The 21356-nt window shown below is 69.5% G+C and carries 22 protein-coding genes; 7 read left to right on the forward strand and 15 right to left on the reverse strand.

What is annotated here, in order from left to right; all coding sequences use genetic code 11:
• The first annotated feature begins 20 nt into the window (after positions 1–20).
• From RAB70_RS10925 to RAB70_RS10935, 3 genes are all read left to right on the forward strand, one after another.
• A complete protein-coding gene (locus RAB70_RS10925; protein WP_148830537.1) occupies positions 21–488 on the forward strand; it encodes a GFA family protein in 468 nt (155 codons plus the stop codon).
• 334 nt (positions 489–822) lie between these two features.
• Positions 823–1569 (forward strand): 23S rRNA (guanosine(2251)-2'-O)-methyltransferase RlmB, encoded by a 747-nt coding sequence (rlmB, locus tag RAB70_RS10930; protein WP_017913459.1) that lies wholly within the window; start codon positions 823–825, stop codon positions 1567–1569.
• Positions 1570–2121: 552 nt separating this feature from the next.
• Positions 2122–5064 (forward strand): ligand-binding sensor domain-containing diguanylate cyclase, encoded by a 2943-nt coding sequence (locus RAB70_RS10935; protein WP_148828060.1) that lies wholly within the window; start codon positions 2122–2124, stop codon positions 5062–5064.
• Positions 5065–5135: 71 nt separating this feature from the next.
• Here RAB70_RS10935 and RAB70_RS10940 read toward each other — a convergent pair whose 3' ends face one another.
• From RAB70_RS10940 to pstS (RAB70_RS10995), 12 genes are all read right to left on the reverse strand, one after another.
• Positions 5136–5564, reverse strand: coding sequence for a hypothetical protein (locus tag RAB70_RS10940; RefSeq protein WP_148828061.1), 429 nt, complete (start codon positions 5562–5564; stop codon positions 5136–5138).
• Positions 5565–5624: 60 nt separating this feature from the next.
• Complete coding sequence (locus RAB70_RS10945; RefSeq protein ID WP_148828062.1) at positions 5625–5957, reverse strand: low molecular weight protein tyrosine phosphatase family protein; 333 nt, start codon at positions 5955–5957, stop codon at positions 5625–5627.
• Between the two features lie 45 nt (positions 5958–6002).
• On the reverse strand, positions 6003–6656 hold the full coding sequence (rnt, locus tag RAB70_RS10950) for a ribonuclease T (RefSeq protein WP_017911007.1): 654 nt from the start codon (positions 6654–6656) through the stop codon (positions 6003–6005).
• A gap of 41 nt (positions 6657–6697) precedes the next feature.
• On the reverse strand, positions 6698–7444 hold the full coding sequence (locus RAB70_RS10955; RefSeq protein WP_148828063.1) for a DUF2063 domain-containing protein: 747 nt from the start codon (positions 7442–7444) through the stop codon (positions 6698–6700).
• Positions 7441–8307 (reverse strand): DUF692 domain-containing protein, encoded by an 867-nt coding sequence (locus RAB70_RS10960; RefSeq protein ID WP_148828064.1) that lies wholly within the window; start codon positions 8305–8307, stop codon positions 7441–7443. Before RAB70_RS10960 ends, RAB70_RS10955 begins: the two co-directional genes overlap by 4 nt.
• Positions 8294–8695 carry a hypothetical protein gene (locus RAB70_RS10965; protein WP_148828065.1) on the reverse strand — a complete coding sequence of 134 codons (402 nt, stop codon included), beginning with the start codon at positions 8693–8695 and terminating at the stop codon, positions 8294–8296. Before RAB70_RS10965 ends, RAB70_RS10960 begins: the two co-directional genes overlap by 14 nt.
• A gap of 180 nt (positions 8696–8875) precedes the next feature.
• Positions 8876–9586: a phosphate signaling complex protein PhoU gene (phoU, locus tag RAB70_RS10970; protein ID WP_017914020.1), complete on the reverse strand. Its 711-nt coding sequence runs from the start codon at positions 9584–9586 to the stop codon at positions 8876–8878.
• A gap of 130 nt (positions 9587–9716) precedes the next feature.
• On the reverse strand, positions 9717–10544 hold the full coding sequence (pstB, locus tag RAB70_RS10975; RefSeq protein ID WP_010343978.1) for a phosphate ABC transporter ATP-binding protein PstB: 828 nt from the start codon (positions 10542–10544) through the stop codon (positions 9717–9719).
• A 19-nt stretch (positions 10545–10563) separates the two neighbouring features.
• Positions 10564–11430, reverse strand: a complete 867-nt coding sequence (pstA, locus tag RAB70_RS10980) for a phosphate ABC transporter permease PstA (RefSeq protein WP_017910162.1) — start codon at positions 11428–11430, stop codon at positions 10564–10566.
• A 1-nt stretch (position 11431) separates the two neighbouring features.
• On the reverse strand, positions 11432–12406 hold the full coding sequence (gene pstC / locus RAB70_RS10985; protein ID WP_026143658.1) for a phosphate ABC transporter permease subunit PstC: 975 nt from the start codon (positions 12404–12406) through the stop codon (positions 11432–11434).
• A 213-nt stretch (positions 12407–12619) separates the two neighbouring features.
• A complete protein-coding gene (pstS, locus tag RAB70_RS10990; RefSeq protein ID WP_148828066.1) occupies positions 12620–13717 on the reverse strand; it encodes a phosphate ABC transporter substrate-binding protein PstS in 1098 nt (365 codons plus the stop codon).
• Between the two features lie 283 nt (positions 13718–14000).
• Complete coding sequence (gene pstS / locus RAB70_RS10995) at positions 14001–15014, reverse strand: phosphate ABC transporter substrate-binding protein PstS (RefSeq protein WP_017910159.1); 1014 nt, start codon at positions 15012–15014, stop codon at positions 14001–14003.
• A gap of 258 nt (positions 15015–15272) precedes the next feature.
• Between pstS (RAB70_RS10995) and RAB70_RS11000 the strand changes: the two genes are divergently transcribed.
• On the forward strand, positions 15273–16523 hold the full coding sequence (locus RAB70_RS11000) for a porin (protein WP_017910158.1): 1251 nt from the start codon (positions 15273–15275) through the stop codon (positions 16521–16523).
• A gap of 287 nt (positions 16524–16810) precedes the next feature.
• Here the strand turns inward: RAB70_RS11000 and nth are convergent, their stop codons facing one another.
• Genes nth through RAB70_RS11015 form a run of 3 tightly spaced genes read right to left on the reverse strand, consistent with a single transcriptional unit; the run spans position 16811 to position 18683 of the window.
• Positions 16811–17500, reverse strand: a complete 690-nt coding sequence (gene nth / locus RAB70_RS11005; RefSeq protein WP_148828067.1) for an endonuclease III — start codon at positions 17498–17500, stop codon at positions 16811–16813.
• Positions 17497–17889, reverse strand: a complete 393-nt coding sequence (locus tag RAB70_RS11010) for a hypothetical protein (RefSeq protein WP_148828068.1) — start codon at positions 17887–17889, stop codon at positions 17497–17499. Before RAB70_RS11010 ends, nth begins: the two co-directional genes overlap by 4 nt.
• 11 nt (positions 17890–17900) lie before the next feature.
• The gene (locus tag RAB70_RS11015) at positions 17901–18683 is read right to left on the reverse strand and encodes an enoyl-CoA hydratase/isomerase family protein (protein WP_148828069.1); all 783 of its coding nucleotides are present in this window, start codon (positions 18681–18683) and stop codon (positions 17901–17903) included.
• A gap of 160 nt (positions 18684–18843) precedes the next feature.
• Between RAB70_RS11015 and RAB70_RS11020 the strand changes: the two genes are divergently transcribed.
• The 3 genes from RAB70_RS11020 to RAB70_RS11030 all read left to right on the forward strand — a co-directional run bounded on the left by RAB70_RS11020 (position 18844) and on the right by RAB70_RS11030 (position 21337).
• Positions 18844–19545 (forward strand): FKBP-type peptidyl-prolyl cis-trans isomerase, encoded by a 702-nt coding sequence (locus tag RAB70_RS11020; protein WP_017908716.1) that lies wholly within the window; start codon positions 18844–18846, stop codon positions 19543–19545.
• A 113-nt stretch (positions 19546–19658) separates the two neighbouring features.
• Entirely contained in the window at positions 19659–20459 is an 801-nt protein-coding gene (locus RAB70_RS11025; protein ID WP_148830393.1) for a DUF1289 domain-containing protein, read from the forward strand.
• Positions 20456–21337 carry a sulfurtransferase gene (locus RAB70_RS11030; RefSeq protein WP_148828071.1) on the forward strand — a complete coding sequence of 294 codons (882 nt, stop codon included), beginning with the start codon at positions 20456–20458 and terminating at the stop codon, positions 21335–21337. Before RAB70_RS11025 ends, RAB70_RS11030 begins: the two co-directional genes overlap by 4 nt.
• Positions 21338–21356: the final 19 nt, after the last annotated feature.

Below are 21356 nucleotides of genomic sequence, written 5' to 3' on the forward strand. Positions count from 1 at the left end.
GTTCGCAGCGGAGAGCGGATATGGAGCAGGAGTACAGCGGCGGTTGCCAGTGCGGTGCGGTGCGTTTCCGCGTGCGCGGGCGGCTGCACGACGCCTCGATCTGCCATTGCCGGATGTGCCAGAAGGCGTTCGGCGCCTACTACGCGCCGCTGGTCTCCACCCGTGGTGCGGACCTGACCTGGACCCGCGGCGCGCCCAGGCGCTTCGCCTCGTCCAACCTGGTGCAGCGCGGCTTCTGCGCCGACTGCGGCACGCCGCTGACCTACGAGGCCCCGGATGGCGTCGCCATCGCGGCCGGCGCCTTCGACCATCCGGAGGCCTTGCCGCCGACCATCCAGTACGGCATCGAGGCGAAGCTGCCATTCGTCGACGCCCTGCATCGGCTGTCGGCGATCCGCACCGAAGGCGATCTGGCCGCCGCGCCGTTCCTGGCCGATGTCGTCTCCCGCCAGCATCCGGACCACGACACCGAGCGCTGGCCGGCTTGAGGTGCGATGGGCAGTGCCGACGACGAGCGGAGCGTGTCGGTGCCGGCAACCTCGGGTCATCGGCGCGCCAGGCAGCAGGCCGGGGTTCCCCAGTTCACCGCGTCGGGACTGAAGTCCCTCCCACAAGGCCGCGCCGCGCCCTGACTGGATGACTCTGCGTCGGTGTTCTTGCCGCCGCGGCACGCATGCCCCGGGCATCGCAGGAAAGCACGACGTCGCGGCCAAGCCGCTTCTACCATTCCCAATTCCCAATTCCCCATTCCCAGCCCCCAGGCATGACGCCAGCGGCCACAACCCCTACCATGCCCGCTTTCCTTACGCGTAGTCCCGCCTCATGAGCAAGCAGAACCAGTGGATCGTCGGCGTCAATGCCGTGGCCTCGTCGATCGAGAACGACGCGGACAACGTGCGCGAGGTGCTGGTGGAAGCGGGCAGCAAGAATCCGCGTCTGCAGGAGATCGAGGAGAACGCGCGGCGCAAGGGCATCGACGTGCGGCGGGTGAACACGCAGGCGCTGGACGGCGTCGGCGGCTCGGTGCGCCATCAGGGCGTGGCCGCGCGTTATGCCGCGGCGCGGACCTGGGCCGAGAGCGAACTGGAAGGCCTGGTCAGCGCCGCCGAGGGCCGCGCCCTGCTGCTGGTGCTGGACGGTGTGCAGGATCCGCACAACCTCGGCGCCTGCCTGCGCAGTGCCGCCGCGGCCGGGGTGACCGCGGTGGTGATTCCCAAGGACAAATCGGCGCCGGTCAACGCCACCGTGCGCAAGACCTCGGCCGGCGCCGCCGACCGCCTGCCGATCGTGGCGGTGACCAACCTGGCGCGCTGCCTGCGCGAGCTGCAGAAGCAGGGCGTGTGGATCTACGGCCTGGCCGGCGAGGCCGAGACCTCGCTGTACGCGCAGGACCTGCGCGGCAACGTGGCGCTGGTGCTGGGCGGCGAGTCCGACGGCCTGCGCCGGCTGACCCGCGAGCATTGCGATGGCTTGGTGCGGATCCCGATGCCAGGCGAGATCGAGAGCCTCAACGTCTCGGTCGCCGCCGGCGTGACCCTGTTCGAAGCGGTACGGCAGCGCCTGGGCTGAGCGCCCGGTGCATTGATGCCGCGGTTGTGAAGCCGTCAGCGCATCTTCATGCCTGGAGCAAGCAAAGCCCCTCTCCCCCCGGGAGAGGGGTTGGGGTGAGGGTACGGGGCGAAGCCATCGCGCATCAGGACGACACCAGGCTTCGCTCGCCCCTTGTCGCCGCTGCGATCGATGTCTTCCCAGGCTTCGCCCGTCCCCTCATCCGCCCCTGCGGGGCACCTTCTCCCGATGGGAGAAGGGAGCGTGCTGCGATGGAATGTTGTTGCTGCTGCGCTCTGCGAAGGCCGCTCCGGCTTAACCGCCGCGCAATCTTCACACGTCCTTTTCCCGCAGCCTGCTACGGCCTACACCCGCAGCGACGCTTTTTTGCCTACCATGGGCGCTCGTCCCGTGTTCCGCTCCGGTAATGAGTCTGTGTCGCCCCCGTCCCCTTGACGCTGGACCCCCGCGCCAGGGTCCTGTCGCGCCCCGCCTGCGTCGGATCGGGTCGGGACAGTGAGCGTCGCCAGGGGGAGGGGTGAGACAGCACGCGACCGCGGGCGCGCGTGGCCGGTGCTGCTGTTCTTGCTGCTGGCATTGGGCGTGGCGTGGCGCGCCGTGGCCGCCGATGGTGGCGCAGACGGGGTGCCGCCGCTACGCGACTACGCGATCGATTCCTGGACCTCGCGCAACGGCCTGCCGCACAACTCCCTGCGCGATCTGGCGCAGACCCCGGACGGCCGCCTGTGGTTCGCCACCTGGGAAGGGCTGGTGCGCTACAACGGCCTGGACTTCGCCGTCATCGACCGCAGCACCCGCCCGGGCCTGCCCGACAACGGCGTGGGCTCGCTGTACGTGGACCGCGCCGGCGCGCTGTGGCTGAGCGATTCGCGCGGCAATCTCGGCCGCCACGATGCGGCCGGCAACTGGCGTTTCTGGCGGCAGCCGCCGGGCTGGCCGCATGCGCTGATCCACGCCATGACCCAGGACCGCGACGGCCGCATGTGGCTGCTGTTCGAAGGCAACGGCCTGGGCTGCCTGTGGCCGGACGGTCGCTTCGATTACCAGCCGGCGCCGCGCGACCTGCCGTTGGCGGCGAGCTTCCCGCACATGGCCGCCGACGACCAGGGGCGGATCTGGATCGGCAGTCTCGATGGCCTGCTGTACCGCGACCCGCAGGGCGTGCTGCGGCGCGCGCCGGCCGCGTTCGGCCTGCCGCCGGGGCTGGCCTGGCCGTATCGGGCACCGGACGGCTCGCTGTGGCTGGTGGCCGGCGAGAACCTGTACCGACTGCAGGGCGAGCAGGCGGTGCTGGTGCAGCACCTGCCGGGCTACGGCCATTTCACCTCGATGCTGCGCGACCGCGATGGCGCGATCTGGCTGGGCACCGAGAACCAGGGACTGCTGCGGATCAGTGTGCACGGCATCGAGCGCATGCTGCCGGGCGACGTGCTGCCCAACGGGCGCATCGTCAGCCTGCTGCAGGACGCCGAGGGCAGCATCTGGATCGGCGCCAATGGCGGCCTGTTCCGGCTGCGCGAGACGCTGTTCGCCGGCTACACCCGCCGCGACGGACTCAGTGGCGACTACGTGCGCGCGCTGCTGGAGACGCCGGACGGCGCGCTGTGGATCGGCAGCGCCGCCGGGCTGGACCGGATGGCGCCGGATGGCCGCATCGCCCCGGTTGCGCTGCGCGACGCGCCATCGGTCCTGAGCCTGGCGCGCGGCCGCGACGGCGACCTGTGGATGGGGACCTACGCCGACGGCGTGTTCCGCCTGCGCGACGGCCGCGTCGTGCGCCACTACGGAACCAACGAGGGCTTGCCCAGCGGGCAGGTGCGTGCGCTCAGCGTCGATGCCGCTGGGACGGTCTGGATCGGCACGCGAAGCGGGGTGATGCGCATCGACGGCGACCGGCTGTCGGTGCCGGACGTGCCCGGCTTGCCGCGCGGCCTGATCACCGCCCTGGCCAGCGTCGAGGGCGCACTGTGGATCGGCTCGGTCGAAGGCGCGGCGGTACTGCGTGATGGCCGGGTGCGGAAGCTGGCGCTGGAACCGCTGGGCGGCGCGCGCACCGTGTTCGGATTCCAGGCGTTGGGCCGCGATGTGTGGATTTCCACCGACCGCGGCCTGCACCGCGACCGCGACGGCCAGCTGGCGCGGGTGGGGCTGGAGCAGGGCATGCCGGTGGACACGGTGTTCCAACTGGTCCGCGACCGCCTCGGCAACGTCTGGATCAGCAGCAACCGCGGCGTGCTGCGGACCACCGCGGCGGCGCTGGACGCGGTCGCCGACGGCCGCCAGGCGCGGTTGCAGGTGAGCCGTTACGACGAGATCGACGGCATGTCCAACGCCCAGGGCAATGGCAGCTCCGGGCCGTCGATGATCTTGCGCCACGATGGCACGGTGTGGCTGGTCACCGCCGGCGGCGTCAGCATGGTCGATCCGCGGCGCCTGGCGCGCTTCCGCGATCGCCTGCCGCCGCCGGCGGCGATCGAGAGCGTGTTGCTGGATGGCCAGCCCTTCCCCTGGCAGAACATGTCGCAACTGCCCGGCGCCAAGCGCATCACCGTGTCCTATGTCGGCCTCAGCTATCTGCTGCCCGAGCGCATCCGCTACCGCACCCGGCTCGACGGCCTGGACACCGGTTGGATCGATCGCGGCAACCAGCGCAGCGTGGAGTTCATCGGGCTGCCGCCGGGCGACTACACCCTGCACGTGGCCGCGGCGCATCCGGACGGCGCCTGGAGCACCCGCGAAGCCGTGTGGCGCTTCAGCGTGGCGCCGCTGTGGTGGCAGCGGCACAGCGTCCATGCGGCGGCCGCGGTGGCGTTGCTGCTGGCGCTGGTGCTGCTGTACCGCTACCTGATCGCGCGCTACAAGCGTCGCGCCCTGCGCCTGGAGCGGTTGGTGGCGCGGCGCACCAGCGCGCTGCGGCTGCAGACCGAGCGCCTGCTGCAGGCCGATGCCGAAAAGAGCCAGTTGCTGGCGGAACTGCAGCGCCAGGCCACTGCGTTCGAGCGCCTGGCGCACGAGGATGCGCTGACCGCGTTGCCCAACCGGCGCCACTTCGACGAGGTGCTGGTGCACAGCATGCAGCGCGCGCAGCGCAGTGGCGCGCCGCTGTGCCTGTTGGTAATGGACATCGACCGCTTCAAGCAGATCAACGACGGCTACTCGCATGCCACCGGCGATGCGGTGCTGCGCGAAGTCGGGCAACTGCTGCTGAGCGCCTGCCGCGCCTCCGACCTGCCGGCGCGCCTGGGTGGCGAAGAGTTCGCGGTGCTGCTCGGCGACACGCCGCTGGCCGACGCCGAGCGCCTGGCCACGCGCCTGCGCGACCTGTTCCATGCACGCCTGCAGTGGGCGCCCGAGGCGCCGGCGCTGCGCGTCACCTTCAGCGCCGGCCTGGTCGCGCTGCGCCCGGACGACACGCCGAGCCAGTGGCTGGAGCGCGCCGATGGCGCGCTGTACCGTGCCAAGGGCATGGGGCGCGATCGGGTGTGCGTGGGCTGAGTGCATGCGTCCGGGCATGCGGATCGAGTGCTGTCGTTCTACCTTGTCGCGTGATCGCAGACGCGAGCGTTTCAGCGTGCGGCGTGTTGGTCCAACATCTCCAGCGCCATCTCCGCCGCCTCACGGGTGTCTGGACGTTCCGACCGCAACGACAGGGCCAGCCCCGCGCGCAAGGTCGGATCCGCAAAGGCGGCGGCCAACTGCGTAACCCAGTAGCGGCTACCGCCAGGGAGCGTGGGATCTTCCAGCGCCTCCCGGATCGCGGCGACGGTATCGCTGCGGTCGCAGGCATGGAACACGTCCTCGACCAGCGGGTAGACACCCCAGCCATCGCCGTTGCCGAAGGAGCGCAGGAACAGAGGGAGCGCGGCGCGATCGGGATCCGCGACAAACAGCCGTCTCGCCGCGTCGTAGGCGTCGATCAGGTTCTGGCTGAGCTGGTCGTCGTCGGGCAGCGGTTGCTGCGCGCGCAGGAAGGTCAGGGCGTCGGTCTTGTTCACTGGAAGGGTGATCGTTCGTGGGGGGCGTCTGCGCGCTGGGTGCGGCGGGCGAGCACAGGATCAGCGCGCAGGCAGGTGCCGCGACACCTTCGCGGTCAGCAGCTGCACCAGCGTCGGATCCATGTAGCCGTAGTCGTCGGGGATGTCGAGGCAGACGATGCGTGCGCGGCCGAGATGGCGCTTGAACCGCCGCGACAGCTTGTTGCGATGCGCCGGTTCCATGACGAAGACGATGTCCGCCCACTCCAGCAGTTCCGGGGTGATTGGGGTGTCCGCGTCGTGGTCGACGCCGGCCGAGGCGGTGTCCACGCCGGGCCAGGTGGCGAACACCTGTTCGGCGGTGGGGCTGCGCAGTCGGTTGCGGCTGCACACGAACAGCAGGTGGCGGGTCATGCGAGCGGCTGGCGGCGCGCGCGTGCCTTGCAATCCATGCCGCGGCTATGGCGCTGCGCCGACCGGTGGGGCCGGCCAGGCGTTGGCAATCTTGCAGAACAGGCGCGCGGTCTGCTCGGTGTCGTAGACCGCGCTGTGCGCGTCGGCGGCGTTCCAGTCGAAGCCGGCGGCCTGCACCGCGCGCGCCAGCACGGTCTGGCCGTAGGCGATGCCGGCGAGGGTGACGGTGTCGAACACGCTGAAGGGATGGAACGGATTGCGCTTGTGGCCGCAGCGGGCGACCGTGGCGTTGAGGAAGTTGAGATCGAAATGGGCGTTGTGGCCGACCAGGATGGCGCGCTGGCACCCGTACTTCTTCACCGCCGCGCGCACCGGCGCGAACACATGGTCCAGCGCCTCGCGTTCGGGCTTGGCGAAGCGGAACGGATGGTCCAGGACGATGCCGGTGACCTCCAGCGACTTCGGATCGATCAGGGTGCCGGGCGCCGGCACCACGTGCGCGCTGGCGGTGACGCCGGGATACAACTGACCGAAATCGTCCATCTCGATCGGCACCACCGCGATCTCCAGCAGCGCATGCTTGTTCCAGTCGAAACCGCCGGTTTCCACGTCAACCACCACAGGCAGGTAGCCGCGGAAACGCCGCGACATCGGGGTGATGACCAGGGGTTGCGAGGGACTGTCGACCGAATCGTTCATCCGCCAAGGTTAGCAGAGCGCGGCCGCCGGCCGCCGCGGCGTCACTCGGGCAAACGCGTGCCGAGCACGCTGCCCTGCGCGCGCAGCCGTTCCAGCAGGGCCGCGCCCTCGTCCAGCAGGGCAGCAGGCGCAAGGCCGTGCGCGGCGGCCAGATCCAGCAGCAGTGCGCGTCCGCTGCGCGTGCCGGACTGCAGCGCCGCCAGCACGGCATAGGCCAGCGGCGCCAGTTCGGCGAAGCGCACCTGGCCGTCGGCCTCGCGCCGCGCCAGCAGACAGGTCGGCTGCGCTGGCGCCGTGTCCGGCTGCCAGGCCGGGCCGATGCGCTGCACCGGCCAGCGGTAGCGCAACAGGCGCAGCCATGGCGACAGCAGCGGGATGCCATCGAGCAGGTCGCCGCGCGGATCGTGCGGCGGCAGCGCCGCATCGTCGATCTGCACCTGCAGTTCCACGGTTTCGTAGTGCGCCAGTTCGGCCAGCCAGGGATGCTGCGGATCGGGTGCGCGCTGCGCCAGGAACGCCACCAGTTCCTCGCCCAGGCGCGGGAACAGCGGCGTGCGGGCGCGGTGTTCGGCGCAGAATGCACGCAGCAGCGCCCCCCAGTCGGCGTCGCCGAGGGTGGCGCGCAGCACCGGGAACTGGCCGCTCAGCAGCTGCGCCAGATTGTCGAAGAACAGGGCGCGGTACACCGCCAGGCGCTGCGGCGGGATATCGGCCGGCGCCGGGTAGCGCTGCGGATCGCGCAGGTGCCGGGTCAGCGCGAATTGCTGCGCGCGCAGGGTATCGCTCATGCGTCGGGCGACTGCGCATGCGCCTGCGCGGCGCGAATGCACTGCACTTCGTCGAGCAGCTCGCCCAGCGGCGGGAACTGGCCGTCGCGCTCAAGCACGGTGGGACGCACGCCGTGCAGGCGGTAGGCGGCGGCGAGCAGGGTCCACACCGGGTCGGCCACCGGCGCGGCGTGGGTGTCGATCTTCAGCCCGCTGGCTTGGTCGTCGCGGTGGCCGGCGACGTGGTACGAGGCGATGCGTGCGCTGGGCAGAGCGGCGAGGAAGGCCAGCGCGTCGTCGCCGTGGTTGCTGGCGTTGACGTGCACGTTGTTGACGTCCAGCAGCAGGTCGCAGTCGGCCTCGGCCAGCACTGCGGTCACGAAGGCGGCTTCGCTCATCGTCTGGCTAGGTGCGGCGTAGTAGGAGACGTTTTCCACCGCGATGCGCCGGCCCAGCGCGTCCTGCACCTGGGCGATGCGCGCGCCGACGTGGCGCACCGCCTCGTCGGTGAACGGCAGCGGCAGCAGTTCGTAGAGGTGGCCGTCGTCGGCGCTGTAGCTGAGGTGTTCGCTGTACAGCGCGACCCGGTGCCGGTCGAGGAACTGCCGGGTCTGCTGCAGCAGGGTGGTGTCCAGCGCCGCCACACCGCCCAGCGACAGCGACAGGCCGTGGCAGCTGAGCGGATGCCGCGCGCTCAGCGTCTGCAGCAGTTCCCCGGGGCGGCCGCCGACGCCGATCCAGTTGTCCGGTGCGCATTCGAGGAAGTCGAACGCATCCGCCGGCGCCTGCAGCAGGTCCTGCAGCAGGCCGCGGCGCAGCCCGAGACCGGCGCTGGCCGCGGCCAGCGGCCGGGCGTCGTACCGGGGTGGTTCAGAGGCTGCCACCGCATTTGCCCTCGCCGCACTTGCCTTCGGCCATGGCCTTGTCGTCGTGCTTGGCCTGGGGCGTGGCGGCGCTCCCGGCCGCCGCGGGCTTGGCCGGTGGCGCCGCCGGGGCGTGCGCACCGCAGCTGCCGTCGCCGGCCTTGGCACCGCAGCCGCCTTCGCTGGCCTTGGCCGGATCGGCGGCCTGCTTGGCCTGCGCCGGCGGCGCGGGCGTCGGCGTTGCAGGCGTGGTCGCCTCGGTGTTTTGCGGCGGGGTGACGGCAGCCTGCGCGCCCAGCGCATAGCCCTGGGCGAGGTCGGTCATGGCCAGCGCGGAGGCGGACAGGCCGATCCCGCCAAGCAGGACCGCACCGGCGAGGGCAGAGGACGGACGGGACGACGTGGACATGCGCAGGCTCCTGGCGATGGACGGGTGCCGGTCGGGATGTCCGGCAGTGCGCCAAGCCTACCCGCTGCCGCACCGCGTTGCATGCGGCGGTGCGTGGCGACAAAAAAGGCTCCGTTGCGCACGGAGCCCGGGGACGCCAGCGGCGGCGGAACGGCGCATGGCCGGTCCGCACGCCGGGGATCAGATGCCGCTGGTGGAGCTGGTCTCGTCGCGCTTGTCGCGCGGCGGCAGCGGCTCGTCGCCGTGCACCAGGAACCACACGTTCTCGGCGATGTTGGTGGCGTGGTCGCCGATCCGCTCCAGGTTCTTGGCCATGAACAGCAGATGCGTGCACGGGGTGATGTTGCGCGGGTCTTCCATCATGTAGGTCAGCAGCTCGCGGAACAGCGCGGTGTACTGCGCATCGAGCTGCGCGTCGCCCTGGCGCACCAGCAGCGCGGCGTCGGCGTCGTTGTTCTGGTAGGCGGCCAGCGCCGCGCGCACCTGTTCGGCGGCGAGCTTGCCGAGCTGGCGCAGGCCCAGGGTCTGCGGCATCGGCGGGGACATGTTCAGCGCGATCGAGCGCTTGGCGACGTTGGCGGCGTAGTCGCCGATGCGTTCGACGTCGGCGGGAATGCGCAGGCCGGCCAGGATCTCGCGCAGGTCGCGCGCCATCGGTCCGCGCAGCGCCAGGCGCATGACGTCGTGGCTGATGGAGTGCTCGAGCGCGTCGATCGCTTCGTCGTTGACGACGATGCGCAGCGCGGCGTTGTCGTCGCGGCGTTCGACCACGTCCAGCGCCGCTTCCAACTGCGCCACCGCGGTTTCGCCCATGCGCACGATCTCGGCGGCGAGGCGATGCTGTTCTTCGTCGTAGCTCTTCACGATGTGCTCGTTGGGCTGAGTGTTCATGTCGTAGGTCCAATAGGTGCGTTGGTGTCGCCGCGGCCATGCCTGGCGGTGCGGTGCTGGCGTCGCCGGGCGCCCGCCCGTGGGGCGGCGGGCGCGGCCGCTCCGACGAGGCAGCGGCGGCTGCAGCGGCTCAGCCGAAACGGCCGGTGATGTAGTCTTCGGTCTGCTGCTTGTTCGGCTGCGAGAAGATGATTTCGGTGCGGTCGTGCTCGATCAGGTCGCCCAGGTACATGAAGGCGGTGTAGTCGGACACGCGCGCGGCCTGTTGCATGTTGTGGGTGACGATGACGATGGTGTAGTCGTTCTTCAGCTCTTCCACCAGCTGCTCGATGCGGCTGGTCGAGATCGGGTCCAGCGCCGAGGTCGGCTCGTCGAGCAGCAGCACGTCCGGACGCAGCGCCACCGCGCGGGCGATGCACAGGCGCTGCTGCTGGCCGCCGGACAGGCCCAGCGCGCTCTGCCCGAGCTTGTCCTTGACCTCGTCCCACAGCGCGCCCTGGCGCAGCGCCTGCTCGACGCGGTCGGCCATGTCGGCCTTGGACAGCTTCTCGTGGTGGCGGATGCCGTAGGCGACGTTCTCGAAGATGGTCATCGGGAACGGCACCGGCTTCTGGAACACCATGCCGACCTTGCTGCGCAGGCGGTTCATCGGGTACTTCGGCGAGAGGATGTTCTCGCCGTCCAGCAGCACCTCGCCGCGCGCTTCCAGCTTCGGGTACAGCGCGTAGATGCGGTTGAAGATACGCAGCAGGGTGGACTTGCCGCAGCCGGAGGGGCCGATCAGTGCGGTGACGCGCTTCTCCGGCACTTCCAGGTTGATGCCCTTCAGCGCGTGGTACTTGTCGTAGTAGAAGTCCAAGCCGCGCGCGGCGATCTTGACCGGCGACGGCGCCAGCGCGGTGTGCCCGTTGGGCATGGCGATGCGGTGCATCGGGGCGGCGTTGTGGTGATCGTTCATGGCCGGGTCCATAGGGGAATCAATCGTTGGAGATCTTGTTGCGCACCAGCAGGGCGCGCGCGCCGAGGCTGACCAGCAGGACGAAGACGGTGAGCACCAGCGCGCCGGACCAGGCCAGTTGCTGCCAGGTCGGGTAGGGGCTGCCGGCGAAGTTGTTCATCACCACCGGCACGCTGGCCATCGGCTTGAGGATGTTGTTGTTCCAGTACAGGTTGCCGAAGGAGGTGAACAGCAGCGGTGCGGTCTCGCCGCTGATGCGCGCCAGCGCCAGCATCACGCCGGTGACGATGCCGGCAGAGGCGCTGCGGTACAGCACCTGGATGGTCACCTTCCATTGCGGGATGCCCAGCGACAGCGCGGCCTCGCGCATCTGCGCCGGCACCAGCCGCAGCATCTCGTCGGTGGTGCGGACCACCACCGGCAGCACGATGAAGGCCAGCGACAGCGCGCCGGCCAGCGCCGAGAAATTGCCGCCGGTCTGCATCACGTACAGGGTGTAGACGAACAGGCCGAGCACGATCGACGGCGCCGACAGCAGGATGTCGTTGACGAAGCGCACCACCTGACCGGTCTTGCGCGCGTTGCCGTACTCGGCCAGCCAGGTGCCGGCGGCCACGCCCAGCGGCGTGCCGATCAGCAGCGCCAGGCCGCACATCACCGCGCTGCCGAAGAACGCGTTGGCCAGGCCGCCGTCCTCGCCGGGCGGCGGGGTCATGCGCGTGAACAGGTCCAGGTTGATGCCGGAGATGCCCTTGGCCAGCAGGGTCCACAGGATCCAGGCCAGGAACACCAGCCCGAACAGCGCGGTCAGGCAGGACAGGGTGAGCGCCACGAAGTTGACCACGCGGCGGCGGTTGTACAGGCGGTGTGCGATGTCGGCGGCCATCTCAGTTGCCCTCCTTGCGCGACAGTTGCGCCAGCATCAGGCGGGCGATCGCCAGCACGACGAAGGTCACCAGGAACAGGACGAAGCCCAGCAGCAGCAGTGCCGAGCGGTAATCGCCGGTGGCCTCGCCGAAGTCGTTGGCGATCAGCGCGGCGATGGTGGTGCCCGGCTCCAGCAGCGAGGGCGACAGGCGCACCGTGTTGCCGACCACGAAGGCCACCGCCATGGTCTCGCCGAGCGCGCGGCCCAGGCCCAGGAAGATGCCGCCGATCACCGCCGAGCGGGTGTAGGGCAGCACGATGTCCCAACTCACCTCCCAGCGCGTGGAGCCGAGCGCGTAGGCCGACTCCTTGAGCCGGGTCGGCACGGTCAGGAACACTTCGCGCATCACCGAAGAGATGAAGGGAATCACCATGATCGCCAGCACGAAGCCGGCGGTGAGCAGACCGATGCCGATCGGGGGTCCCTGGAAGATCGGGCCGATCACCGGCAACGTGCCGAGGTGGTCGTTGAGCCAGGGCGTGACGTACTCAGACATGATCGGGATCAGCACGAACAGGCCCCACATGCCGTAGATGATCGACGGGATGCCGGCCAGCAGTTCGATCGCGGTCCCGACCGGGCCGCGCAGCCAGCGTGGCGCCACTTCGGTCAGGAAGAAGGCGATGCCGAAGCTCACCGGCACCGCGATCAGCATCGCGATCAAGGCGGTCACCAGGGTGCCGTAGATCGGCGCCAGTGCGCCGTACTTGTTCTCGACCGGGTTCCACTCGCTGGAGTAGAAGAAGCTCATGCCCTGCAGCTGCAGGGCATGACGGCCGCCCCACAGCATCGACAGCGCAGCGCTGCCCAGGGCGACGAGTACCAAAACGACGGTGGCGGTGAGGATCCAGCGGAACAATCGGTCGGCGCGGGCGTCACGCAGGTCGCGTCCGCGTGGCGCCGACATCGCTTCGGGAAGGACAGTGCTGTTCATGGGCTCGGTCGTCGCCGGAGCACGCGCCTGCGCGCTCCGATCGTGGCCGCGGCGGGGATGACCGCGCGCGGTGGGTGGTTGCATCGCTCCCGCACAGGCGGGAACCCGAAAGTCCGAATCACAAGTTGCCGAGACGGCGACCGGCGGCGCCTGGACTGCACCGCCGGTCGCCGGTTGCCGCCGCGGTGCGCGCAGTGCGCACCGCGGTGGCGCTTACTTGAATTCCTTGCTCCAGTAGGACTCGATCTGCTGCACCAGTTCCGGCGGCAGCGGCACGTAGTGCAGGGCGTCGGCCTGCGGCTGGCCCTTCTCGAAGGCCCACTTGAAGAAGTCCAGGGTCGCCTTGCTGCGCGCCGGGTCCTTGGCCTGCTTGTGCATCAGCATGAAGTTGGTGGCGGTGATCGGCCACGCCTGCGCGCCCGAGGCGTTGGTGATGACCAGGTTGAAGTCCTTGGCGTTGGCCCAGTCGGCCGACGCGGCGGCCGCGGCGAAGCTCTCGGCATTGGGCTGCACCCAGTTGCCGGCGGCGTTCTGCATCGACGCGTACGGCATCTTGTTCTGCAGCGCGTAGGCCAGTTCGACGTAGCCGATCGAGCCCTTGATCTGCTGCACGTACGAGGCCACGCCTTCGTTGCCCTTGCCGCCGACGCCGCCCGGCCACTGCACCGAGGTGCCTTCGCCGACCTTGCCCTTCCACTCCGGGCTGACCTTGGACAGGTAGTTGGTGAAGTTGAAGCTGGTGCCCGAGCCGTCGGAGCGGTGCACCAGGTTGATCTTGGTGTCGGGCAGGGTCACGCCCGGGTTCAGCGCGGTCAGCGCCGGGTCGTTCCACTTGCTGATCTTGCCCAGGAAGATGTCCGCCAGCACCGGGCCGGTCAGCCGCAGCTTGCCCGCGTCCATGCCGTCCAGGTTGACCACCGGCACCACCCCCCCAATCGCCGAGGGGAACTGGCCGAGACCGGCCGCGGCCAGCTCGGCGCTGTCCAGCGGCTTGTCGGAAGAGCCGAAATCGACCGTGCCGGCCTTGATCTGGGCGATGCCGCCGCCGGAACCGATCGACTGGTAGTTGATCTTGTTGCCGGTGGCCGCGTTGTAGTCGGCCGACCACTTGGAGATCAGCGGGTAGATGAAGGAGGCACCGGCGCCGGAAATCTCCGCCGCGGTCTTGGCGCCGGCGGCCGGCGCGGCAGCGGGCGTCCCACCTGCCGCATCGGCGGCGCCCTGCTTGTCGCCGTTGCCGGGCTGGCAGGCGGTGACGGCGAAGGCCAGGGCGAGGGACAGGACGGCAATGCGCGCCGGCTGCAGTTTCATGGGGGTCACTCCGTAGCGAAGAGCGCCGGGACATCCGGCGGATGCTCGCTATGAAATGATATTTTTGTTACAGCGAGATGACTTGCGGACTGGTTGGCGGACGCCCTCACCGGATGCGGCGCTCGCGCCGCCTTCCGGAACCGTGGCAGGGCAGGGCGGCGTGCCCCCCTGGGCCTGCGCACGGCTCCTCCAGCGGGGACAAAAAAAGACGCGGACCCTGCGGTCCGCGCCTTCGGGACATCGCCGTGCCGGCGCGCGAGCGCCGGACGGGCGAGACGCCGGCTTACTTCATGTTCTGCGCCCAGTAGGCTTCGATCTGCTTGACCAGCGGCTCCGGCAGCGGCACGTAGTCCAGCGCCTTGGCCTGCGGCTGGCCCTGCTCGAACGACCACTTGAAGAAGTCCAGCGCGGCCTTCGACGACGCCGGCTTCTTGGCCTTCTTGTACATGATGGCCCAGGTGGTGGCGGTGATCGGCCACGCGTCCTGGCCCGGCGCGTTGGTCATGATCAGGTTGAAGTCCTTGGCCGACTTCCAGTCCGCGGTGGCGGCGGCAGCGGAGAAGGTCTTGTCGTCCGGCATCACGAAACGGCCGGCGGCGTTCTTCATGCCGGCGTAGCTGAGCTTGTTCTGCAGCGCGTAGGCGTACTCGACGTAGCCGATGCCGCCGCGGATCTGCTTGACGTAGGCGGCCACGCCCTCGTTGCCCTTGCCGCCGATGCCGGCCGGCCACTGCACGGCGGTGCCTTCGCCGACCTTGCTCTTCCACTCCGGGCTGACCTTGGACAGGTAGTTGGTGAAGTTGAAGCTGGTGCCCGAACCGTCGGAGCGGTGCACGATGGTGATCTTCAGGTCGGGCAGGGTCAGGCCCGGGTTCAGCGCGGCGATCGCCGGGTCGTTCCACTTGGTGATCTTGCCGAGGAAGATGTTGGCCAGCACGGTGCCGTCGAGCTTCATCGCACCCGGGGCCACGCCCGCCACGTTGAACACCGGCACGATGCCGCCGATCACGACCGGGAACTGGCCCAGGCCGAACTTTTCCAGATCCGCGCCGCTCAGCGGCTTGTCGGAGGCGCCGAAATCGACCGTGGCCGCCTGGATCTGCGCGATGCCGCCGCCGGAACCGATCGACTGGTAGTTGACGCGGTTGCCGCTTTTCTCAGCATAGGCAGCCGACCACTTCGACAGCACCGGGTAGACGAAGCTGGAGCCTGCGCCAGTGACGTCGGTGGCTTGCGCCGCGAGCGAAAACGTAGCGACCGCGGCGGCTGCCAGCAGTCGGAGCTTGAGGGAACGCATCGGGAGAACTCCTGAAATAGGTGGAATGCCGGCACCCCGGCCGGCATCGGCTGCATTCCAAGACTTTTTCATGAACGTCTGAAGAAAATCAGATGTCAGTCCGGTGACAGCCCTTCCGGACGGGGCTGCCTTCGTTTCGAAACGAAGCTGACTCAAAACCGTCATGTCTTTGACGGAATCTTTACAAATGGTCGGGCCATCGCACTGGGGCCGCACCGCACCCATACCACCCTGCCACCACCCATCGGAGAGATTCTAATGCGTTCCCATCTTCTCGCCACGGCGATCCTCGCCAGCCTCGGCCTCGCGTCGGCGCCGCAGGCGTTCGCGGCGAAGGCCAAGGCCAGCAGCAACCCGCCCGCCGTCAGCGCTGCCCAGCTGCAGCAGCTGCAGGCCCAGATCGAAGCGCTGCAGACCCAGGTCCAGCAGTTGCAGGCGCAGTCGGAAGCCCTGCAGGCGCAGTCCGACGCGCAGTCGGAAGTGAATGTCGTGCAGGCCCAGGCGACCGAAACGGCGCAGGCCAGCGCCGCCAAGGTCGACAAGCTCGCCAAGCTGGTCAACGACAACAAGATCGGCGGCCGCATGTTCTTCGACCTGACCAACATCGACCGCACCAGCGGCGGCGCCAAGACCGCCGCCAGCGGCACCGGTCTGGACGTCAAGCGCTTCTACCTGACCGTCGACCACAGCTTCAACGAGATCTGGTCGGCCAACCTGACCACCGACTTCCAGTACAGCTCGGCGCTGTCCAACACCCAGCTGTTCGTCAAGAAGGCCTACGTGCAGGGCAAGTTCGACGACGCCTTCGCCCTGCGCATCGGTGCCGCCGACATGCCGTGGGTGCCGTTCGTCGAGAAGTTCTACGGCTACCGCTACGTCGAGAACACCCTGACCGACCGCCTGAAGTACGCCAACTCCTCCGACTGGGGCCTGCACGCCTTCGGCGACCTGGGCTCGCAGGTCAACTACGCGATGTCGGTGGTCAACGGTGCCGGCTACAAGAACCCGACCCGCGGCAAGGGCATGGACGTGGAAGGCCGCGTCGCCTACATGCCGATGCAGAACCTGGCCATCGCCGTCGGCGCCTACTCGGGCAAGCTGGGCAAGGAAACCGACATCCTCGACGCGCAGCACGACTACACCCGCGCCGATGCGATGGTCGCCTACGCCGATTCCAACTTCCGTCTGGGCGGCGAGTACTTCCAGGCCAAGAATCTCAACAACGTGCTGACCCCGGCCACCGACAAGTCCAGCGGCTGGTCGGTGTGGGGCAGCGTGGCGCTGACCGACGGCGGCATCAACGCCTTCGCCCGCTACGACAAGACCGATCTGAGCAAGACCATCGACCCGACCCTGGCCGACAAGTACTGGAACGTCGGCGTCGAGTTCCCGGTGCTGAAGAACCTGAAGCTGGCCACCGTGTACAAGTACACGCACCAGGACAACGCCAGCAAGAAGACCGACGTGGAAACCAAGGAATTCGGCGTCTGGGGCGACCTGTCGTTCTGATTCGCGGAGATTCCCGCACGTGGGACGAAAGGCGGCGCATTGCGCCGCCTTTCTTTTTTTGCGGCGCGATCGCCGAGGCGCGCGATGGGGCGCCGGCCGGGGCGCCTTTCACGGTTCGCGTCGACGACCGTGGACGATAGTCGCTGCTACAGCGGCCAGGTGGCCTCTCGTGGAGAACTGTAGAAGCGGTTTCAACCGCGACGGGCGCAGCGGCGGACGACATGCGCCGCGCAAGTTGCCGAAGCCGACATCCTGATGGTGTACCAGCCTGCGTTGCGACAGGCTGCTCAACCCGGCGTCTTGTCCTTGTACCGGCACAGGTCGCGGATCGCGCACTGCGGACAGTCGGGCTTGCGCGCCTTGCACACGTAGCGGCCGTGCAGGATCAGCCAGTGGTGCGCGTCGTGCAGGAACTGCGGCGGCACCCGCTTGAGCAGCGAATCTTCGACTGCGCGCACGTCCTTGCCCGGGGCCAGCCCGGTGCGGTTGGCGACGCGGAAGATGTGCGTGTCCACCGCCATGGTCGGTTCGCCGAAGGCGGTGTTGAGCACCACGTTGGCGGTCTTGCGGCCGACCCCGGGCAGCGCTTCCAGCGCGGCGCGCGAGCGCGGCACCTCGCCGCCGTGCTGCTCGACCAGGATGCGGCAGGTGGCGATGACGTTCTTGGCCTTGGCGTTGAACAGGCCGATGGTGGAGATGTAGCGCTTCAGGCCGTCCTCGCCCAGCGCCAGGATCGCGGCCGGCGTGTTCGCCACCGGATACAGGCGCCGCGTGGCCTTGTTGACGCCGACGTCGGTGGCCTGCGCCGAGAGGATCACCGCGATCAGCAGTTCGAACGGGCTGTCGTATTCCAGCTCGGTGGTCGGGCTGGGGTTGAGTTCGGACAGGCGCGAGAACAGCTCGTGGATCTCGTCCTTGCTCAGCAGGCGTCCACGCCGTGCAGGCGCGCTTGCGCCCGTGCTCGCGGTCGCGCTCATTGGCCGCCTCGCTGCGCGGCCTTGGCCTTGGCGCGGGCCAGGATCGCCGCGGCGGCCGCAGGCAGGGCTGGCGCACTCGGTGTGGCCGTTGTCGACGTCGAGGCGATCGGTGTCGCTGCCGCACGTCGCGCCTGGCGCGCATGGGCATGTCGCTCCAGGCGCGCGCTGCGCGCCCGGTAGCGCGCACGTGCGTCCCACGCATCGCGCAGGCGCTGCTGCGCGGCCAGCACCTGCGCGCGCAACTGCGGATGCGCCGGATCCAGGCGATCGTCCTCCGGATCGGTGCCGCGGTAGTCCATCAGGCCGCCGTCGATCGCGGCATCCAGATCGTCGTCCAGGATCCAGCGCAGCAACTGCAGCGGCGTGGCGGGAGCGGGGGCGTGCGACATCGTGTGCGGGCTCAGCGGTTGCGGAACTGCGGCGGGCGCCGCTCCAGGAAGGCGCGGGTGCCTTCGCGCATGTCCTCGCTGGAGAACAGCAGGCCGAACTGCGCGGTCTCGTATTCCAGTCCCTGTTCGATCGCGCTTTCGCCACCGATCTGGATCGCGTCGAGGATGCCGCGCAGCGCCAGTGGCGCGGCGTCGGCCAGTTGCTGCGCCAATTTCAGCGCGGTCGCCTGCAGTTCGCCGGCGGCGACCACGCGGTTGACCAGGCCCAATTGCAGTGCGCGCGCCGCGTCGATCGGCGCGCCGAGCAGGCACAGTTCCAGCGCCGCGGCGCGGCCGACCAGCCGAAGCAGGCGCTGGGTGCCGCCGAAGCCGGGGATCAGCCCGAGATTGATCTCCGGCTGGCCCAGGCGCGCGCCTTCGGCGGCCACGCGCAGGTGGCAGGCCATCGCCAGTTCCAGCCCGCCGCCGAGGGCGAAACCGTTGACCATCGCCAGCACCGGCTTGGGCATGCGCTCGATCCGGCGCATCAGGCGTTGGCCCAGTTGCGAGAAATCGCGGCCCTGCACCGGTGTCAGTTCGTTCATCTCGGCGATGTCGGCGCCAGCCACGAAGGCTTTCTCGCCGGCGCCGGTCAGCACCACCACGCGGATCTGCGGGTCGTCCGCGGCCGCGGCGAAGGCCGCATCCAGCGCCTGCAAAACCTGGCGATTCAAGGCGTTGAGCTTGTCGGCTCGATTCACGGTGAGGATGCGGATCGCACCCTGAGTATCGGCGAGGACCGGCGTGCCGGACATGTGCATTCCTGGTTGTTAAAAAAAGGTAATGGGAACTCTGGGCGGGCCGCACCAGTCAGAGCAGCGTCGTCGGTAGCGGTTACGCGCCGCGGCGGCTATCCTAACGCGTCATCTCAGGCGGCACGGGCCGCCCTGTGCCACCACCCTGGAGAATTGTTTGATGAAGTTGCGTTCTATTGCGGTCGCTGTCGCGGCCCTCGCCCTGAGCGGCAATGCGTTCGCCCAGGACACCTCGTCCGAGAAGGGCAAGCTGAGCTATTACTTCGGCTACGACTACGGCAACAACCTTGCCGAACTCACCGGCCGCGGCGAGCAGCTCGATATCAATGCGGTGGTGAAAGGCTTGCAGGACGCCTACGCCAAGAAGCAGCCGGCGGTCAGCGCCGACCAGCTGAAGCCGGCGGTGGAAGCGTTCCAGAAGCGCGAGCAGGCCCGCGCCCAGCAGGCCAAGGCCGACTACGAGAAGGCCGCTGCCGAGAACAAGACCAAGAGCGACCAGTTCATGGCCCAGAACAAGGCCAAGCCTGGCGTGCAGGTGCTGCCCAGCGGCGTGCAGTACCGCGTGATCGAGGCCGGCAAGGGTGCCAAGCCGACCCAGGCCAGCACCGTGCAGCTGGAAGTGGCCGGTCCGTACCCGTTCGGTCAGCGTCCGGCGCAGGCGCGTCCGGCGCAGCAGATCCCGGCGATCAAGGTCAGCGAAGTCGAGATGCAGGCCATGCGCGACACGCTGCTGCAGATGCCGGCCGGCTCCAAGTGGGAAGTGACCCTGCCGCCGGACAAGGCCTACGGTGCCGACCCGCGTACGCCGTTCCCGCCGAACGTGGCGGTGCAGTTCGAGATCAAGCTGGTCAGCGTCAAGTAAGCACGCCGTTCCAGTGCACGACGATTGCGCCGGCAGCGATGCCGGCGCAATTTTTTTTGGCAGGCAACGACGGCGCCGACGAATCGCGCTAGGCTGGCAAGGTGTCGAATCCGATGGATCCCGTTCCGCATGCCCTGCTCACGCCCTGCATCGGTCTCTGCCGTCTCGATGCGCAGGGTTATTGCGCCGGCTGCCTGCGCAGCGGCGACGAGATCGCACGCTGGCGCGGCATGAGCGACGCCGAACGCCGCCGCTACATGGACGAGGTGCTGCCGGGCCGCGGCTGGTCGCCGTCGCCGGGGCAGCGCCTGGCCGAACGCGCGCACCTGCTGCGCGCACTGCACCCGCTGCAGCAGCCGCCGGCGGGGCCGGGCTGGAACCACCACGAACTGCAGGATCTGCTGCCGGACGGCGCGCCGGTGGAAGCGGCGGTGCTGGCCGGCCTGGTGCCGCGCGCCGACGGCACCCATGTGCTGTTGACCCGGCGCACCGACAGCCTGCGTCACCACGGCGGCCAGGTCAGTTTTCCCGGCGGCCGCATCGAGGCCAGCGACGCCGATGCGGTGGCCGCGGCGCTGCGCGAGAGCGAGGAGGAGATCGCACTGGCGGGGTCGCAGGCCGAGCCATTGGGCTACCTGGATCCGTTCGTCACCATCAGCGGCTTCCGGGTGATGCCGGTGGTCGCGGCGATCGATCCGCGCTTCGTGCCGCAGCCGCATCCGGGCGAGGTGGCGGAGGTGTTCGAGGTGCCGCTGGCCTATCTGATGGCGCCGGACAACCTGCGCAGTATCGAGACCGATTACCGCGGACGCCCGCGCGTCGTGCTGGAGTACGGCTGGCCCGGCCAGCGGATCTGGGGCGCGACCGCGGCGATCCTGCTCAACCTGCGCCGCCGACTGGAGCAAGCCGCATGACCGCAACGTCCCCCGCATGGCACACCCTGGTCGAGGCGCCGACGCTCGCCGCCGCGCTCGACGATCCCGCGCTGCGCCTGGTCGATGCGCGGTTCGTGCCGGCGGCGCTGCTCGATCCCGCTGCGGCGGCGGCCGCGCGCGAGGCCTATGCGCAATCGCACCTGCCCGGCGCGGTCTACGCCGATCTGAACGCGGATCTGTCCGATCTCGGCCGTCCCGGCCTGGGCCGGCACCCGTTGCCGGACGACGCGGCCTTCGCGCGCACCCTGGGGCAGTGGGGCATCGGCCCGCAGCACCAGGTGGTGGTGTACGACGCAGGCGACGGCAGCATGGCCGCTGCCCGCCTGTGGTGGATGCTGGGCCTGCTCGGCCATCGTCGGGTCGCCGTGCTCGACGGCGGCCTGGCCGAATGGCGCCGGCTGGGCCTGCCGGAAACCGACGCGGCCTCCGCGCCGTCGCCGCTGCCGCCGTATCCGCAGGCGTTCGATGCGGCGCGCATCGTCTCCGCCGAGGAGGTCGCCGCGCGTCTGCACGAGGCGCCGGGCTGGTTGCTGGATGCGCGCCCTGGCGAACGCTTCCGTGGCGAGGTGGAGCCGATCGACCCGCTGCCCGGGCACGTGCCCGGCGCGCTCAACCGGCCGCTGGCGCAGAACCTGCGCGATGGCCGCCTGCGTCCGGCGCAGGAACTGCGCGCGGAACTGCAGCCGCTGCTGCAGGGACGCGATCCGCGCGAGGTGGTGTTGATGTGCGGATCGGGCGTCACCGCCTGCCATCTGCTGCTGGCGCTGGAGCATGCCGGCCTGCACGGCGCGCGCGTGTATGCCGGCTCCTGGAGCGGCTGGATCGCCGATCCGGCACGGCCGCGCGCCATCGGCTAGGGCCGGCGCCGGTCCACAC

The organism is Xanthomonas sontii (assembly GCF_040529055.1).
Classification (GTDB): domain Bacteria; phylum Pseudomonadota; class Gammaproteobacteria; order Xanthomonadales; family Xanthomonadaceae; genus Xanthomonas_A; species Xanthomonas_A sontii.